The following is a 14409-nucleotide window of genomic DNA, read 5'->3' as shown; positions in this document are numbered from 1 at the left end:
GTGGGTCTGAGCGCGCAAAAAACCGTCATTTTTACCAGCAGTTTAACGATTTTGGATACATCGCGGTCGGGCGGAACAAAAAACCCTTGCACGTTTTCACGTACAAGGGTGCTTTTTCGAAAGCCTCGCGGCCGGGTTTGCTCAGAGCATCCCTTCGCGTTGGGCCTTTTTGCGCGCCAGTTTACGGGCGCGGCGGATCGCTTCAGCTTTCTCGCGTGCTTTTTTCTCGGACGGCTTCTCGAAATGCTGCTTGAGCTTCATTTCACGGAAGACACCTTCACGCTGTAGCTTTTTCTTCAGGGCACGAAGCGCCTGATCGACGTTGTTGTCGCGAACACTAACCTGCATGTGGTTTTCACCACCTTTCTAAGTTGAGTTGCAAGGAATTGCAGGAAGTGGGCATATAGCAAGGACACACTATCTTGTCCAGTGTATCGACCGTCTGAACCCGGAGAAATGCCATGACCGTCCCTTATGAGACCACAAAATCACTGCTTTTGGACGCGGCGCTCACCCACGTCGCCTTTGACGGGTGGTCCCCGGCAACGTTCAAGGCGGCCATCCGCGATGCGGATATTGCGCCAGCCGTGGCGCGGGCGGTCTGTCCGCGTGGCGCCGTTGATCTGGCGATCGCCTTTCACCACCGTGGGGATGATGCGATGGTCGCACGCCTCAAGACGGAAAACATGGCGGATCTGAAATTCCGGGACAAAATTGCAGCAGCCGTGCGGTTCCGGCTCGAAGCTGTCACGGACAAGGAAGCGGTGAGACGCGGCACGACGCTCTTTGCCTTGCCGATGCACGCGGCAGATGGCGCCAAGCTGATCTGGGGCACGGCGGATCGGATATGGGATGCCCTCGGCGATACGTCGGACGATGTAAATTGGTACACTAAGCGCGCAACACTGGGGGGGGTGTATTCGGCCACTGTCCTTTACTGGCTGGGCGATGACAGCCCCGATCATATGTCCACGTGGGAGTTTCTGGATCGTCGCATTGAAGATGTGATGCAGATCGAGAAACTGAAGGCGCGGGTGCGCCAAAGCCCAACGCTCAGCCGTCTGATGACCGGGCCCAATTGGCTGATGAGCCATATCAAAGCACCTACGCGCATGCCAAACATGGAATTGCCGGGCAGCTGGACGGCACCGCGCGAGTGACCCGCGGGTGAGTGACTTTGGTTGGCCATTCCGAACGGTGCTGCTAGGCAGGGGCCAGCAGAAAGGACCAAGATCATGACCAAGATGATGCGCGCTGTCGAAATAACCGAACCCGGCGGGCCGGATGTTCTGAAACTGACGGAGCGGCCAGTGCCCGAACCAGCGCATGGGCAGGTTGTGATCAAGGTCGCCTGGGCGGGCGTGAACAGGCCCGACGCCCTGCAACGGGCAGGTCTCTATGCGCCGCCGCCCACTGCCAGCGATCTGCCGGGCTTGGAGGCCTCTGGAGAGGTCGTGGCCCTGGGGGATGGCGTGACGTCCCTCCAGGTGGGGGATCAGGTCTGCGCTTTGTTGCCTGGAGGAGGGTACGCCGACTATGTCGCGACGCCTGCCGCGCATTGCCTGCCGGTTCCCGAAGACATGGGGCTGAAAGAAGCCGCCTGCCTGCCGGAGACTTATTTCACGGTCTGGTCAAATGTCTTCACCCGGGGTGGTTTGCAGGCCGGAGAGCGGTTTTTGGTCCATGGCGGATCATCCGGCATCGGGACAACTGCCATCCAGCTGGCGCGCGCCTTCGGTGCGCGCGTGTTCACCACGGCCGGGTCAGCAGACAAATGCGACGCTTGCAACGAACTGGGTGCGGAGATCGCTATCAACTACCGCGAGCAGGATTTTGTCGAGGTCGTGAGGGCCGAGGGTGGGGCCGATCTGATCCTTGACATGGTTGGCGGCGACTACATTCCGCGCAACCTTAAGACATTGGCGGACGATGGACGCCTCGTGCAGATCGCCTTTCTCAGCGGGCCCAAGGTTGAAGTCAATTTCACACCGCTGATGACGCGGCGTCTGACCATGACAGGCAGCACCCTGCGACCGCAAAGCGACTTGGCGAAAGCCCGGATTGCACAGGATCTGCGCGAAGCGGTCTGGCCGTTGCTGGCCTCACGGCAGGTGGCGCCGATCATGGACCAGCAGTTCGACCTGGAAAAGGCAGGTGAGGCGCATGCACGGATGGAAAGCTCCGGCCATATTGGTAAAATTGTTTTGAAAGTCAGCTGAGCTGCGGCAGCCCGATGCGCGGTGGGAAGCGTCGGACCCTGGCCAGCTACAGGCGAAGGAGGGCAAGATGGCACAGACCGTTATCATAGAGCGCACCGGTGGGCCCGAGGTCATGACACTGGTTGACCGGGAGGTCGGTTCACCCGGGCCGGGCGAGGTGCGCATTGCTCATGCGGCGTGTGGCCTGAATTTCATCGACGTTTACCAGCGCTCGGGACTGTACCCGCTGGACTTGCCTCACGCGCTGGGAATGGAGGCTGCGGGGATCATCGAAGCGGTGGGTGATGGTGTGACGCACCTGAAGGTCGGAGATCGCGCCGCATATGCCGCAACCCCCGCGGGGGCCTATGCCGAAGCGCGGGTGATGCCGGCGGCCCAGGTGTGCCCCTTACCGGAGGGTATCTCTCTCGACGAAGCCGCTGCCATGATGCTGAAGGGCATGACTGTCGAGTATCTGTTTCACCGTACTCATCCGGTGGCGCGTGGCGACACAGTGCTCTTTCATGCAGCGGCGGGTGGCGTTGGATTGATCGCCTGCCAATGGGCGCGGTCCGAAGGCATCACGCTGATCGGGACGGCCGGAACGGATGAGAAGTGTGCTCTGGCCCTTGAGCACGGTGCTGCGCATTGCATCAACTACCGGACAGAGGATTGGCCAGCGCGGGTGCAGGAGCTGACAAACCGCGCCGGCGTTGACGTGGTGATGGATTCAGTTGGCGCTGATACGTTCGAAGGATCGCTGGACAGCCTGAAACCGTTGGGCATGATGATCTCGTTCGGCAATGCCTCGGGCCCTGTGCCACCTTTCAACCTTGCGGTTCTGGCACAGAAAGGGTCATTGAAAATCACCCGCCCGACGCTTTTTGCACATACGGGCGATCGCGAAACCTGTCAGGAGATGGCGCGGCACCTGTTTGAAAAAGTAGTGGCTGGCGAGGTGAAAATCCGAATTGATCAGCGTTTTGCCCTGAGCGACGTCCGTGCGGCGCATGAAGCGCTGGAAGCCCGGAAAACGACTGGAAGTACGATACTGACCCTGTGATTGCAGCTACCGCAGGGGGGCGAAGAGGGCGTCGGTCGCGGTGCAGTCGTGCAATACATCCGGGGCGCAGCGGCGCGGTGCGAGGCCGCGGTCAAGGCAGATGCGTGCCTCCTGAACATGCCCGTTCTTGCAGGTGATGGTGATCATATCCGCCGACAATGCCGGATTTTCCTGCAAAAATGCTTCCTCGACCACTGCAGCGGGCAGGCGGACTGTTTCCTCCAGCTTGCGAAAAACCTGCGGACGGGTGATGCGCCCGTATGCCTCGCGGGACAGGGCGTAGTAGTCCGGCGCATCCAGCCCGGTGCAACGCCCGTGTTTTTTCCACTGGTGCCACGCGAGACCCGAGGTGCCCATGATGTCGGACATCTCAGATGTCATGCGGCGGGAAGGGTTTCGGTGCGACGAGTTGCAGTATGACGGGTAGCCACGATCATATTGTGGCCAAAGCCCATGCAGTATCCACCCGTGGTTCCTGCCAGCATCGCATTGCGGCGACTGTCGCGCATCGCCTTCGATGGCGCACCAGTTGGGTGACCAACTGAGAGAGAGGACATAATAATCGAAATTGCCGGCAACATCTTCCTGCGCCGCGACAGGTATCGCGAAAAACATCCAGGCGAGCAGCCAGCGCATTGGGTCTTTCCTTATTCGGTTTGTCTGCTTATATAAGCCACAAGTTCCCCCACAATGGAAACCGTTCCGACCCTCCGGGACAGCCCTTTCAGGCGACGGGAGAGTTGTGGGTTCCGAGATGTAGACAGGAGTATAAAAATGGCAAAACCGATCATGGCGAAAGCCACCGCGGTCTGGCTGGTAGACAACACGACAATCAGTTTCAAACAGATCGCCGATTTCGTCGGCATGCATGAACTGGAAGTTCAGGGCATTGCAGATGGCGACGTGGCGCAGGGTGTCAAAGGATTTGATCCGATTGCCAATAACCAGCTGACCCAGGACGAAATCGATGCCGCGCAGGAAAACCCGCAGCATAAGCTGCAATTGAAATTCAATGCAGCGGCCCAAGGTGAAGAAAAGCGCCGTGGCCCACGTTATACACCCTTGTCCAAGCGTCAGGACCGCCCGGCGTCGATCCTGTGGCTGGTCAAGTTCCATCCTGAGCTGAGCGACGGCCAGATCAGCAAGCTGGTCGGGACCACCAAACCCACCATTCAGGCGATCCGCGAGCGGACGCATTGGAATATCTCGAATATCCAACCCATCGATCCGGTCGCTTTGGGGCTGTGCAAGCAGTCCGAGTTGGATGCCGCGGTGCAAAAAGCAGCAGCCAAGAAAGCGGCCGACGCGCCGGTGATGAGCGACGACGAACGCCGCAAGCTGGTCAGCACCGAGCAAAGTCTCGGAATGGACGCGGAACCCAAGATCCCAACGGCCATCGAAGGGTTGGAAACATTCACGCTGTCGGGTGATGCAGAGGAAGAGACCAAGGAAGAAGAAGCAGGCGACTTCTCTGACGCCGATAGCTTCTTCAACTTGCCTGAGGAGGCCTCGGACGACGAGGCGGAGGACAGCGATCCGCGCAAGTGAGGCGCGGATGACACCAAAAGGAAAACCCCCGGGGCGCACCGCCATCGGGGGTTTTGTTTTTCAGAACTCCGGGTCGGAACCAACGCTGCTCGTGTCTGTTGACCCCAGGAAGGATGTGACAACGAATGCTCGACAGTCTTGCGAATGGCCTTTTTTGGGTGCTGGCTGCGGCGCTTGTCCTTGCAACGGTGCTGCCGCTGACAAAATCGCCTCTTGGCGCCGTTCGTGGTCTCGCTTTTCCACGTCTGCAAATTGCTTGCCTTGCCGTGCTGCTCGCGCTGCTGAGTGTCGTGCTGCCGCTGGTCACCTCTGGCTGGGTAACGCTTGTTCTGCTCGTTGTTGCCGGGGTGCAGGCAGGCTATATCGTCAAGTTCACGCCGGTCTGGCCGAAGCAATCGCACGGGGCCGAGGCAGACCTGAGACGGGACACCGACCGGCAGATCGCCCTGATGTCGGCAAATGTCAAAATGTCCAACCGGGCCTATGACCGGTTGCTGACGCAAATCACGGCCTATGATCCCGATGTCATCATGGCGATCGAAGTCGACGATGCCTGGGTCGCGGCCCTGCAAAAAGCCTTGAAGGCGCGTTATGCACATTGGGTCACGGTGCCACAGGACAACGGCTACGGTCTCTGCCTTATCTCGCGACTGAGCCTTGCAAACAGCGAAGTCCGAACGCTTGTCACGCGCAACGTCCCGTCGATCCGGACGGAGATTGCGCTGCAATCGGGAGACGCCATTCAGCTGAACCTGCTGCACCCGGAGCCTCCGGTCATCGACCACGATACCAAGGGGCGCGACAGCGAAATCGCCCTCGTGGGACTGGAAGCGCAAAGCGCGAACTTGCCGGTGATTGTCGCAGGGGATCTGAACGATGTCGCGTGGTCCACGACGACGCGGAAGTTTCAGCGGCTTTCCCAGCTTCTCGACCCCCGGGTGGGGCGGGGCCTCTACAACACATTCCACGCAGATTTCGCCGCTTTCCGCTGGCCGCTGGATCACTTGTTTCACGACGCGCGCTTTCGCCTGATTACCTTGGAGCGTGTTCCGCACATCGGATCGGACCATTTTCCGATTTTCTTCCGGCTGGCTTTGGCGCCGAAACCGCGCGGTGCGGAGCAACTTGACCCCGCGACGGTGGAAGAGAAAGCCGATGCCAGGGACATGATCCGGTCGGAGCAGAACCGTGACCGGATGCCGATTGGTGAGGATTGGGAGAAAGACTGAGCGCCGCGGCCCTGCCGCGCTGTATCTCTGAAAGCACATCGAGGCCCTTGGGAAGACACTTTTACCATCGTTGCATTTTTTATCTTGCGCGAATCCACAATGAGCGTAAATGGCTGCCATCAGACGCCAACGCACGCGCCTCTGGCCGGTCGGTTTCCCAAGTTCGGGCCTGACTGACCCGCGTTTATGTAGCGACGGTAACGTCTCTTGAAACGACTCTTGGGGGATCTCCCCCACCTGCTCTTTGGAGATGACCATGAATGCTACAGCCCCCGGCGCATTGCGCGCCGCCTCTCCTGTTATTGTGGATGCCGCGGCTGCGTTCATCGCGGCGAATACGTTTGACAAACCGACGCTGGTGATCAGCAGGGACCGGGTTGCCACGCAGTATGACGCGCTGAAGGCCGGTTTGGGCCCCGCGCATATCCACTATGCGGTCAAGGCCAACCCGGCACCTGAACTGATCCGTATGCTGGTCAAGAAAGGGTCCGGTTTCGACGCCGCGTCGCGCCAGGAAATTGAGCTGTGTCTGAGCCAGGGAGCGCGCCCGCAGAACATTTCCTTCGGAAACACCATCAAACGCGCCTCGGATATCGCTTTTGCGCATAGTGCCGGTGTGACGCTCTTCGCGGCCGATAGTGAAGCTGAACTGAACAAGATCGCCGCACATGCTCCGGGCGCGCGTGTCTATCTGCGCCTCATCGTTGAAAACTCCCTGGCCGACTGGCCCCTGAGCCGCAAATTTGGCTGTGCGCCGTCGCAACTGCCGGACCTTCTTGATCAGGCGGCGGCTTTGGGCCTGACGCCCTATGGCCTGTCGTTTCACGTCGGATCGCAAACGCGCGATGCTGCATTCTGGACACCGGTGCTGGATCAGGTCGCCCCGCTCTGGCACGCGGCACGCGCTGCCGGTCATGACCTGCAGCTACTGAACATCGGCGGCGGCTTCCCGGCGTTCTACGGGCAAACGGTTCAGGCACCCCGCGCCTATGCCGCTGCTGTCATGTCAGCGGTCAAAGCCCGTTTCGGTGACGTGGCAAACGTGATGGCTGAGCCCGGTCGCGGCATGGTTGCCGAAGCCGGACATATCGTTGCAGAAGTCATGCTTGTGTCGAAGAAGTCACAGGATGATCTGCATCGATGGGTGTATCTGGATATCGGCCGGTTTTCCGGTCTGGCAGAGACGGAAGGGGAGGCGATCCGCTACCAGTTCGTCACCCGCCACGATGGCGGCGACACCGGCCCGTGCGTTCTGGCCGGCCCGTCGTGCGACAGCGCTGACATCCTGTATGAAAAACGCCCGGTGCAATTGCCACTGGCCCTGCGGGACGGTGACCGGATCGTCATCCGCAACTGCGGGGCCTACACGTCCAGTTACGCATCTGTCGGGTTTAATGGATTTCCGCCGCTGGATGTCGTCGTTCTGTAGGAACGGCGCACGTCGCTGCGGGAGCAAGCCGTCCACCTGGGAGGGGTGGGCGGCTTTTCAGTTTCCGATCCCGTCACCGGCGGTCGATTGCCTCCTTGCAGTGCGATCACAATGGCGTCATGCAAGGCGCAACACGCTATTGCTGAACAAAGGGGCGCAACATGATCGAACGTATCGATACCGGGGTCAGATCTTCGAAAATCGTCAAACATAACGGGGTGGCCTATATCACCGGACAGGTGGGCGAAGGTGAGACAATTCAGGCGCAAACCGAAGAATGTCTGCGTCGGCTGGATGGCCTGCTCGTTCAGGCGGGATCGTCGCGCAAGCAGATGCTGCGCGCAACGATCTGGCTTGCCGACATGAGCGATTTTGCCGGGCTCAACGAAGTTTGGAACGTCTGGGTCCCGGAGGGTCATGCACCGGCGCGGGCGTGCGGCGAAGCAAAACTGGCGCGCCCCGAGTTGAAAGTCGAGATCATCGTGGATGCGGCTTACGAGTAAGCTCCGCTAGAGCGTCTTGCGCGCGCGCATCGCAGCGGTGATTGTCCCGTCGTCGAGGTAGTCCAGTTCTCCGCCAATCGGTACGCCCTGCGCCAGTGACGTCAGGCGCACCTCGCCTTCCAACTGGTCGGCGATGTAGTGCGCGGTGGTTTGGCCATCTATGGTGGCGTTCAGGGCCAGAATGACCTCCGTGACATTTTCAGATGGAATCCTGTCTAGCAGCCGGGGGATGCGCAGCTCTTCGGGGCCAACCGCGTCGAGGGCCGACAGGGTGCCGCCCAGCACATGATAGCGCCCCTTGAAAACGCCCGAGCGTTCCATAGCCCAGAGATCGGCCACATCTTCAACCACGCAGAGTTCGCCGTTGGCACGTTTTTCCGATGTGCAGATGTCACAAATGTCCAGCGTCCCGACATTCCCGCAGTTCAGACACTCCCGCGCAGTGGCTGCGACCGTTTGCATCACGTCAGCCAGCGGCGTCAGCAACAGGCTGCGCTTGCGGATCAAATGCAGCACGGCGCGCCGTGCGGAGCGTGGACCGAGGCCCGGCAGCTTCGCCATCAGCTCGATCAGCGCGTCGATGTCCTTGGTGCTGCTCATTCTGGATGCTCTGCCACGGCCGGCCATCGCTTGCGCAACAACTGTCGATGACAGCAGCCTGGATTTCTGCGCGCCACGGGCCTCAGAACGGCAGTTTCATGTCCGCGGGCAGGCCAAGCCCTTCGGTCAGTTTCGCCATTTCCTCCTGGGCGCGGTCGCTGGCCTTGGACTGCGCATCCTTGATGGCGGCCAGGATCAGGTCTTCGACAACTTCCTTGTCGTCGCCATTGAAAATGGAGGGGTCGATATCCAGCGTCTTGAGCTCACCCTTGGCCGAACATGTCGCCTTGACAAGGCCGGCACCAGAAGAGCCTTCGACCATGATACTGTGCATTTCGTCCTGCAACTGGGCCATCTTGCCCTGCATTTCCTGCGCTTTCTTCATCATCCCGGCCATATCGCCGAGACCACCTAGTCCTTTGAACATTGTGTCGTCCTTCATGAGGGTTCGTTGCACGATATATGCGGGTTGCAGCGCACCGGGGCAAGGGGAGGCAGGCGAAGATGGTCCCGACCAAGTCTGATTTTGCGAGCATCCCGCTGCACGCCCAACCGGTGGCGCCCTGCAGGCTCAGCTGTCCTCGAAGGGGTCCCACTCGTCCTCGACCTCCGGAAGCGCTTCCTGAACCGCTTCCGCTGCGATCTGGTCCGGTGTGCGGATATCCTTGATCTTTGCTCCCGGGAACTGCGCGAAAACGGCCTGCATCAAAGGGTGTTTCTTCGCCTCAGCCTCAAGGGCGTATTTCTTGGCATTGCGCGCCTCGTCGATGGTTTTGCCGCCGCCGTCATTCACAACGGTCACAGCCCAGCGGTTGCCGGTCCACATCTGCAGGCGCTGGCCCAGACGTTGCGCCAGATCGCGGGGTGCGCGGTCGGTCGGTTCAAACTCGATGCGCCCGGGCTGGTAGGACGCGAGCCTCAGGTCCGTTTCCACATCAGCCAGCAGCTTGCCGTCCCGATTGGCGCGGATCAGTTGCACGACATGGTCAAAGGTGGGAAACCGGGCCAATGCCGCGTCAAGATCCACAGCCTGCGCCGTTGCCGGCCCTGCGCCTGTGCCGGAGCTTGTGCGGGCCGAGGCGATAGCCGAGGCCCCCCCGCCCGCGGCACGCGTACCTGCGCCCTGCGCAGGGCCCCGGCCGTCACTTGGCGCAGGTGCCGGGGGCGGTGTGGCCCCCTGCAGCTTGCGCAGCAACTCCTCGGGGCTCGGCAAATCGGCGACATGGGTCAGCCGGATAATGGCCATTTCCGCCGCCATCATGGCATTCGGTGCATTTGCGACTTCGTCCAGCGCCTTCAGCAGCATTTGCCATAAACGGGTGAGAACGCGCATGGGCAGCGCGTCTGCCATGGCAAGACCCCGGCTGCGTTCATCCGGCGATACCGTCGGGTCTTCTGCCGCTTCCGGCGTAATCTTGACGACCGACACCCAATGCGTGATCTCCGCCAGATCGCGCAAGACGGCCATGGGGTCCGCGCCTTCGGCATATTGCGCCGACAATTCCGTCAGTGCACCAGCGGCATCACCCTTGAGGACCATGTCGAACAGATCGAGCACCCGACCGCGATCGGCCAAACCCAGCATCGCGCGCACCTGCAGGGCGGTGGTTTCACCGGCCCCATGGCTGATCGCCTGGTCCAGCAGCGACGTTGCATCCCGCGCGGAGCCTTCGGCGGCTCTTGCAATCAGCGCCAGCGCGTCCTCCTCGATTTCAGCACCTTCCGCTGCCGCGATCCGGCGCATCAGAGCTATCATCACCTCTGGTTCGATCCGACGCAGGTCAAAACGCTGGCAGCGCGACAGGACCGTCACCGGTACCTTGCGGATTTCCGTTGTCGCGAAAATGAATTTCACATGCGCCGGTGGTTCTTCGAGCGTCTTGAGCAGTGCGTTGAAAGCGCCGGTCGACAGCATGTGCACCTCGTCGATGATGTAGACCTTGTACCGGGCGGAGGCGGCACGGTAATGCACCGAATCGATGATTTCGCGAATATTGGCGACGCCGGTGTTCGAGGCCGCGTCCATTTCCATCACATCGACGTGGCGACCTTCCATGATTGCCGTGCAGTGTTCGCAGGTGCCGCAGGGCTCGGTGGTGGGTCCGCCGGTGCCGTCTGTGCCGATGCAATTCATGCCTTTGGCGATGATCCGCGCGGTCGTGGTCTTGCCGGTCCCGCGGATACCGGTCATCACGAAGGCCTGCGCGATCCTGTCGGCGTCAAAGGCATTCTTGAGGGTGCGGACCATGGCGTCCTGCCCCACCAGATCGGCAAATGTTTCCGGTCGGTATTTGCGCGCCAGCACCTGGTATTCGGATTTCGCAGTCTCGGTCATGAAGCGCCTTGTTGGATAGAGATTCGCAACTCAGCCCCTAGGGTAGGCGCAGTGGCGGGGGACGTAAACTAGAGCCACCAAAGAATAGCGCCGGTCGTCAGCGACGCGATGCTGAGGCCAATGGTGAGGGCGGTGATGTAACGAACGGGTTGTGCCTGTGCGGTATTCTGGTTGAGCCGCGCGAGCGTGGCGCAGGCTTGTCTGCGCGCAGCCCAGAAAATGAACACGGCAGACAGGATAAAGAGGGAGGCAACCGATTTGGGAATCCACGTGGGCTCGAACGGGGCGAACACGGCTTTCAGACCGATGGCCAGCGCCACGCAAGCCATGCCGGTACGCATCCAGCCTGCAAAGGTGCGTTCATTCGCCAGAACGGTGCGGTCTTCGGCCCAATCGGTACGATCCTCGGCCATTTCGTTGCTGCTTGCCATGAACCTATTGTGGGGCTGCGGCGTTTGGTTGCAAGATGCGTTTGGGTTTCGGGAGGGTTTTCATGCGTCTCAGAGGAATTAGGTCGAGCCGAAACGTGACCGTCCGACGCGGCGGTGGGCGCCGGGGGCGTGTCGGCGGTCTGGGGTTGTTTGGCGTACTTGCGGTGCTTGCGATCGGGTATTTTACAGGCATCGATGTGTCGCCACTGTTGCAGGGCACCGGCGCACCGACCGAACACTCCCGACCGGCAACCGCCGAGGAAGAGGCCGCGGTCCAGTTTTCCGCAAGGGTGCTGACCACGACCGAAGAGGTATGGTCCCGCGTGTTTGCCACGCAGCTGGATCGCAGCTACCGGCCACCGCAACTGATCATTTTTTCAGGCGTCACCCAGAGTGCCTGTGGCGGTGCCTCCGGTGCCACCGGCCCGTTTTACTGCCCGGCGGATCAGAGCGCCTATCTGGACACCCGGTTTTTCGTGCAGCTTGAGCGTCAGTTGGGGGCGGGTGGTGATTTCGCGGCGGCATATGTCATCGCACATGAAGTGGCGCATCATGTGCAGAACCAACTGGGAATTCTGCCAGAGGTTGACGCATTGCGGCGACAGTCAAGCCAGGCGGATGCGAATGCGCTGACCGTTCGTCTTGAATTGCAGGCGGATTGTCTTTCCGGGGTTTGGGCAAGATCGGTGCAGGGTCTGATGGAGCGCGGCGATCTGGACGAAGCCCTCAATGCCGCGCGCAGGATCGGGGACGACCATCTGCAACGGCAGGCCGGACGGGTGCCTCAACCGCATACATTCACCCATGGTACATCAGCACAGCGCGCGCGCTGGTTCGAGCGCGGGTATGACAGTGGGCAGGTCAATGCCTGCGACACCTTTGGCGCACGCCAGCTTTGACCGGTCTGTCGCTTCGTTGCCTGAATGGAAAGGTGAGAGGCTGGACAACGACCCAAGCGGGGCTCGTTACGGCTGCTTCCTTCCGGACCTGACCGGGTTGGCGAGGCGCTCGCCCGCGCCAACCTCTCAATGCGTCATATAGGCAAGGCGGGGCACGGACGCAACCCTGTGCTCAAAGCTGCAGGCGGAGGCGCAAAAACCCTTCTGCCGTGACGCCGCATGGTTTTGGGTTCAGGCTGGCAATATCCGACAGATGCTCAAGGGCTTCAGGTGCCGTGTGCAAAATGGCGCGTACACCCAGGTGCGGCACAAAACGCCAGGGCGCAGCAGAGCGGACCGCCTGGCAATCGGGTTTTTCAAGATAATCCATCAGCGCCTCGTCAAGCGGCGCAGCTTCTCTGACCACGATCTCGTCATCGCTGAAGGGGCGGAAAACACCGCCGCCACCCGCGCGGTGATCTGTCACCGCAACCAGGAACTCCTGGTCCGGCTCAATCAGCTTGCCCTGCCATCTGATATCAGACACACGGCCATGTTCATCCGAGACGGCGCGCCCCGCAGCGTCAAAGCGGGGTGCACGGGTCGGGTCGATGGCATAGCTCAACCCGTAGAGCGCGTCATACCTGAACCCCGGCACTTGCGGATCGACCAGCATTTGCGCGTCGTTTCCGGGGTGAAGGACGTTGTACAATAAAGCCGAGCGCTCCAGCCACCCGGCGATGCGCGCCCCATTTGCCCGCACGGCCCAAACCTGATTGGCGTAGGGAAGCAACCCTGCAACATGCCGCCGTTTCAACTCTCCCTCCGGCAGGAAGACAAAGTTATCAGGCCCGTCAAAGCCGCCGGTTGCCGGTGTGGCCGCAGCGGCGAGCAGGGGCAAAGAACTCAGATCGGTGCCCGCAATGGCTCTTGCTATGGCATGGCGTTTCGCGGCGGCCATCAGCGACGGCACATGGCTTGGCTGGGCCAGCGCGAAAAAGCTGTGCATCGGGGCCGCCAGCCGGGCAACGGGCTGCGCAAGATATGCGCGTGTTTTCTCATGCGCCGCGGCACCGATGCTGACGATGCCGGGGTCTTCGGGTATCTCACCACATGCGCTGCGCAGTTCGGATGTGCACGCGGTCACGTTCCAGGCACTCCCTTGGTCGGAAGGGCTCAGCCGCAGGTCAATGACACCAAGATCGGAACCGCTGCTGCCCGGCATGACAACGGGCACCCCGCCAATCAACCCGGCACGGCAATCGATACCGGCAACACCCCGGTGATCCGGCCCCGGGAACCGCAGGTGTGTGTGACCACCAACGACGGCGTGAACGCCCGCCATATGCGCGATGTCGATGACCTGATTTTGCGCGTCTTCGCCTTCGTCAATCGTCGCGATGCCCATATGGGCCAACGCCACCACGACATCCGCCCCGGCCGAGCATGCCTGTGAAATTGCGGTTTCCAACGCGGGCGCAGGGGCGGAGACGTCAGCCTCGCCATCCAGCTGGTGCCGGTTCCAGGCCGCGGTCTGTTGCGGCATCGCGGAAACGACGCCGATGCGCAACGATCTGGTCTGTCCGTCGTCTGTCACGCCAGCGCGGTGCAAGACGGTGTGCGAGACCAGCCCGTTCAGCGCTGCGCAACGCAGGTTGCTCGACAGCACCGGGACAGCGAACTGGTTCAGCCATCTCGTCAGTTGCGCGACGCCGTAGTCGAGATCGTGGTTGCCCAGACCGATCGCGTCAAAGCCCAGGCTGTTCATGGCCTCGACCATCGGATGTGCATCCACATCCTTGTGCTGCGCCAGAAAATCACTGACCGGCGTGCCCTGAAGGGTGTCGCCGTTGTCCAGCAAGACACAGGTCGCGCCGGTGTCTTCCGCCTCCTGCCGCGCGGTACGGATCAACGTCGCCAATTTGGCAAGGCTGCCGTTTTTCGTGGGATGATCCTGCACGTAATCATAGGCGATCAGCTGCATGTGCAGATCGCTTGTCGCCAGCAATCGAACACGGATGTCCCGGCGTGTTACGTCAGATGTGGGATCTGGGGGAATCTTTGAAATCTCCCGAAAAAAATCGAAGGTTTATCAACTTACACAAGAAACAGTATCGACCAGATCGCGCAGAAGTTGGCAAGACCTGTGATGTCAGAACCCATCCTTTGATCTTGCAAGCAGCCGGTGCGCGTGC

General features: G+C 60.9%; 15 protein-coding genes and 1 other RNA gene. 8 read left to right on the top strand and 8 right to left on the bottom strand.

The genetic code is table 11. From position 1 onward, the window contains the following. Positions 1-141 precede the first annotated feature (141 nt). The gene (gene rpsU, locus KX928_RS16375; protein ID WP_008207378.1) at positions 142-348 is read right to left on the bottom strand and encodes a 30S ribosomal protein S21; all 207 of its coding nucleotides are present in this window, start codon (positions 346-348) and stop codon (positions 142-144) included. A 113-nt stretch (positions 349-461) separates the two neighbouring features. On the opposite strand from rpsU, the gene KX928_RS16370 reads away from it, so the two are divergent. The 3 genes from KX928_RS16370 to KX928_RS16360 all read left to right on the top strand — a co-directional run bounded on the left by KX928_RS16370 (position 462) and on the right by KX928_RS16360 (position 3261). Then, the gene (locus KX928_RS16370) at positions 462-1160 is read left to right on the top strand and encodes a COQ9 family protein (protein ID WP_219504776.1); all 699 of its coding nucleotides are present in this window, start codon (positions 462-464) and stop codon (positions 1158-1160) included. Positions 1161-1235: 75 nt separating this feature from the next. Beyond that, positions 1236-2219, top strand: coding sequence for an NAD(P)H-quinone oxidoreductase (locus tag KX928_RS16365; protein ID WP_219504774.1), 984 nt, complete (start codon positions 1236-1238; stop codon positions 2217-2219). A 67-nt stretch (positions 2220-2286) separates the two neighbouring features. Further along, positions 2287-3261, top strand: a complete 975-nt coding sequence (locus KX928_RS16360) for a quinone oxidoreductase family protein (RefSeq protein WP_219504772.1) — start codon at positions 2287-2289, stop codon at positions 3259-3261. 6 nt (positions 3262-3267) lie between these two features. On the opposite strand, the gene KX928_RS16355 is transcribed toward KX928_RS16360, so the two are convergent. Next, on the bottom strand, positions 3268-3897 hold the full coding sequence (locus tag KX928_RS16355; RefSeq protein ID WP_219504770.1) for a ribonuclease T2 family protein: 630 nt from the start codon (positions 3895-3897) through the stop codon (positions 3268-3270). A gap of 138 nt (positions 3898-4035) precedes the next feature. On the opposite strand from KX928_RS16355, the gene KX928_RS16350 reads away from it, so the two are divergent. From KX928_RS16350 to KX928_RS16335, 4 genes are all read left to right on the top strand, one after another. Next, positions 4036-4809: a DUF1013 domain-containing protein gene (locus tag KX928_RS16350; RefSeq protein ID WP_219504768.1), complete on the top strand. Its 774-nt coding sequence runs from the start codon at positions 4036-4038 to the stop codon at positions 4807-4809. Positions 4810-4934: 125 nt separating this feature from the next. Beyond that, positions 4935-6038 carry an endonuclease/exonuclease/phosphatase family protein gene (locus KX928_RS16345; RefSeq protein WP_219504766.1) on the top strand — a complete coding sequence of 368 codons (1104 nt, stop codon included), beginning with the start codon at positions 4935-4937 and terminating at the stop codon, positions 6036-6038. Between the two features lie 250 nt (positions 6039-6288). Beyond that, positions 6289-7467 (top strand): type III PLP-dependent enzyme, encoded by a 1179-nt coding sequence (locus tag KX928_RS16340; protein WP_219504764.1) that lies wholly within the window; start codon positions 6289-6291, stop codon positions 7465-7467. 161 nt (positions 7468-7628) lie between these two features. Then, complete coding sequence (locus KX928_RS16335; protein ID WP_219504762.1) at positions 7629-7970, top strand: RidA family protein; 342 nt, start codon at positions 7629-7631, stop codon at positions 7968-7970. Positions 7971-7976: 6 nt separating this feature from the next. On the opposite strand, the gene recR is transcribed toward KX928_RS16335, so the two are convergent. From recR to KX928_RS16315, 4 genes are all read right to left on the bottom strand, one after another. Continuing rightward, complete coding sequence (gene recR, locus KX928_RS16330) at positions 7977-8570, bottom strand: recombination mediator RecR (protein ID WP_219504760.1); 594 nt, start codon at positions 8568-8570, stop codon at positions 7977-7979. A gap of 82 nt (positions 8571-8652) precedes the next feature. Next, positions 8653-8997 (bottom strand): YbaB/EbfC family nucleoid-associated protein, encoded by a 345-nt coding sequence (locus KX928_RS16325; protein WP_219504758.1) that lies wholly within the window; start codon positions 8995-8997, stop codon positions 8653-8655. A 144-nt stretch (positions 8998-9141) separates the two neighbouring features. After that, on the bottom strand, positions 9142-10905 hold the full coding sequence (locus KX928_RS16320; RefSeq protein ID WP_219504756.1) for a DNA polymerase III subunit gamma/tau: 1764 nt from the start codon (positions 10903-10905) through the stop codon (positions 9142-9144). Positions 10906-10973: 68 nt separating this feature from the next. Further along, entirely contained in the window at positions 10974-11318 is a 345-nt protein-coding gene (locus tag KX928_RS16315) for a YidH family protein (RefSeq protein WP_257883851.1), read from the bottom strand. 80 nt (positions 11319-11398) lie between these two features. Between KX928_RS16315 and ypfJ the strand changes: the two genes are divergently transcribed. Beyond that, complete coding sequence (gene ypfJ, locus KX928_RS16310; protein ID WP_219504752.1) at positions 11399-12235, top strand: KPN_02809 family neutral zinc metallopeptidase; 837 nt, start codon at positions 11399-11401, stop codon at positions 12233-12235. Positions 12236-12265: 30 nt separating this feature from the next. Here the strand turns inward: ypfJ and ffs are convergent. Together ffs and KX928_RS16300 are read right to left on the bottom strand one after the other, a co-directional pair. Next, an RNA gene (gene ffs, locus KX928_RS16305) (signal recognition particle sRNA small type) lies at positions 12266-12364 on the bottom strand. A 43-nt stretch (positions 12365-12407) separates the two neighbouring features. Then, positions 12408-14222, bottom strand: a complete 1815-nt coding sequence (locus KX928_RS16300) for a 5'-nucleotidase C-terminal domain-containing protein (protein WP_257883850.1) — start codon at positions 14220-14222, stop codon at positions 12408-12410. Positions 14223-14409: the final 187 nt, after the last annotated feature.

The organism is Roseobacter insulae (assembly GCF_019375555.1).
Taxonomy (GTDB): domain Bacteria; phylum Pseudomonadota; class Alphaproteobacteria; order Rhodobacterales; family Rhodobacteraceae; genus Roseobacter; species Roseobacter insulae.
This window is presented reverse-complemented; position numbering and strand designations above follow the sequence as displayed.

Excerpts from the sequence above, each read along its gene's own strand:
- KX928_RS16355 (WP_219504770.1), bottom strand. The coding sequence starts at position 3,897 with ATGCGCTGGCTGCTCGCCTGGATGTTTTTCGCGATACCTGTCGCGGCG.
- rpsU (WP_008207378.1), bottom strand. The coding sequence starts at position 348 with ATGCAGGTTAGTGTTCGCGACAACAACGTCGATCAGGCGCTTCGTGCC.
- KX928_RS16345 (WP_219504766.1), top strand. The coding sequence starts at position 4,935 with ATGCTCGACAGTCTTGCGAATGGCCTTTTTTGGGTGCTGGCTGCGGCG.
- KX928_RS16335 (WP_219504762.1), top strand. The coding sequence starts at position 7,629 with ATGATCGAACGTATCGATACCGGGGTCAGATCTTCGAAAATCGTCAAA.
- KX928_RS16365 (WP_219504774.1), top strand. The coding sequence starts at position 1,236 with ATGACCAAGATGATGCGCGCTGTCGAAATAACCGAACCCGGCGGGCCG.
- KX928_RS16315 (WP_257883851.1), bottom strand. The coding sequence starts at position 11,318 with ATGGCCGAGGATCGTACCGATTGGGCCGAAGACCGCACCGTTCTGGCG.
- KX928_RS16370 (WP_219504776.1), top strand. The coding sequence starts at position 462 with ATGACCGTCCCTTATGAGACCACAAAATCACTGCTTTTGGACGCGGCG.
- ypfJ (WP_219504752.1), top strand. The coding sequence starts at position 11,399 with ATGCGTCTCAGAGGAATTAGGTCGAGCCGAAACGTGACCGTCCGACGC.
- KX928_RS16320 (WP_219504756.1), bottom strand. The coding sequence starts at position 10,905 with ATGACCGAGACTGCGAAATCCGAATACCAGGTGCTGGCGCGCAAATAC.
- KX928_RS16360 (WP_219504772.1), top strand. The coding sequence starts at position 2,287 with ATGGCACAGACCGTTATCATAGAGCGCACCGGTGGGCCCGAGGTCATG.
- KX928_RS16340 (WP_219504764.1), top strand. The coding sequence starts at position 6,289 with ATGACCATGAATGCTACAGCCCCCGGCGCATTGCGCGCCGCCTCTCCT.
- KX928_RS16350 (WP_219504768.1), top strand. The coding sequence starts at position 4,036 with ATGGCAAAACCGATCATGGCGAAAGCCACCGCGGTCTGGCTGGTAGAC.
- recR (WP_219504760.1), bottom strand. The coding sequence starts at position 8,570 with ATGAGCAGCACCAAGGACATCGACGCGCTGATCGAGCTGATGGCGAAG.
- KX928_RS16325 (WP_219504758.1), bottom strand. The coding sequence starts at position 8,997 with ATGTTCAAAGGACTAGGTGGTCTCGGCGATATGGCCGGGATGATGAAG.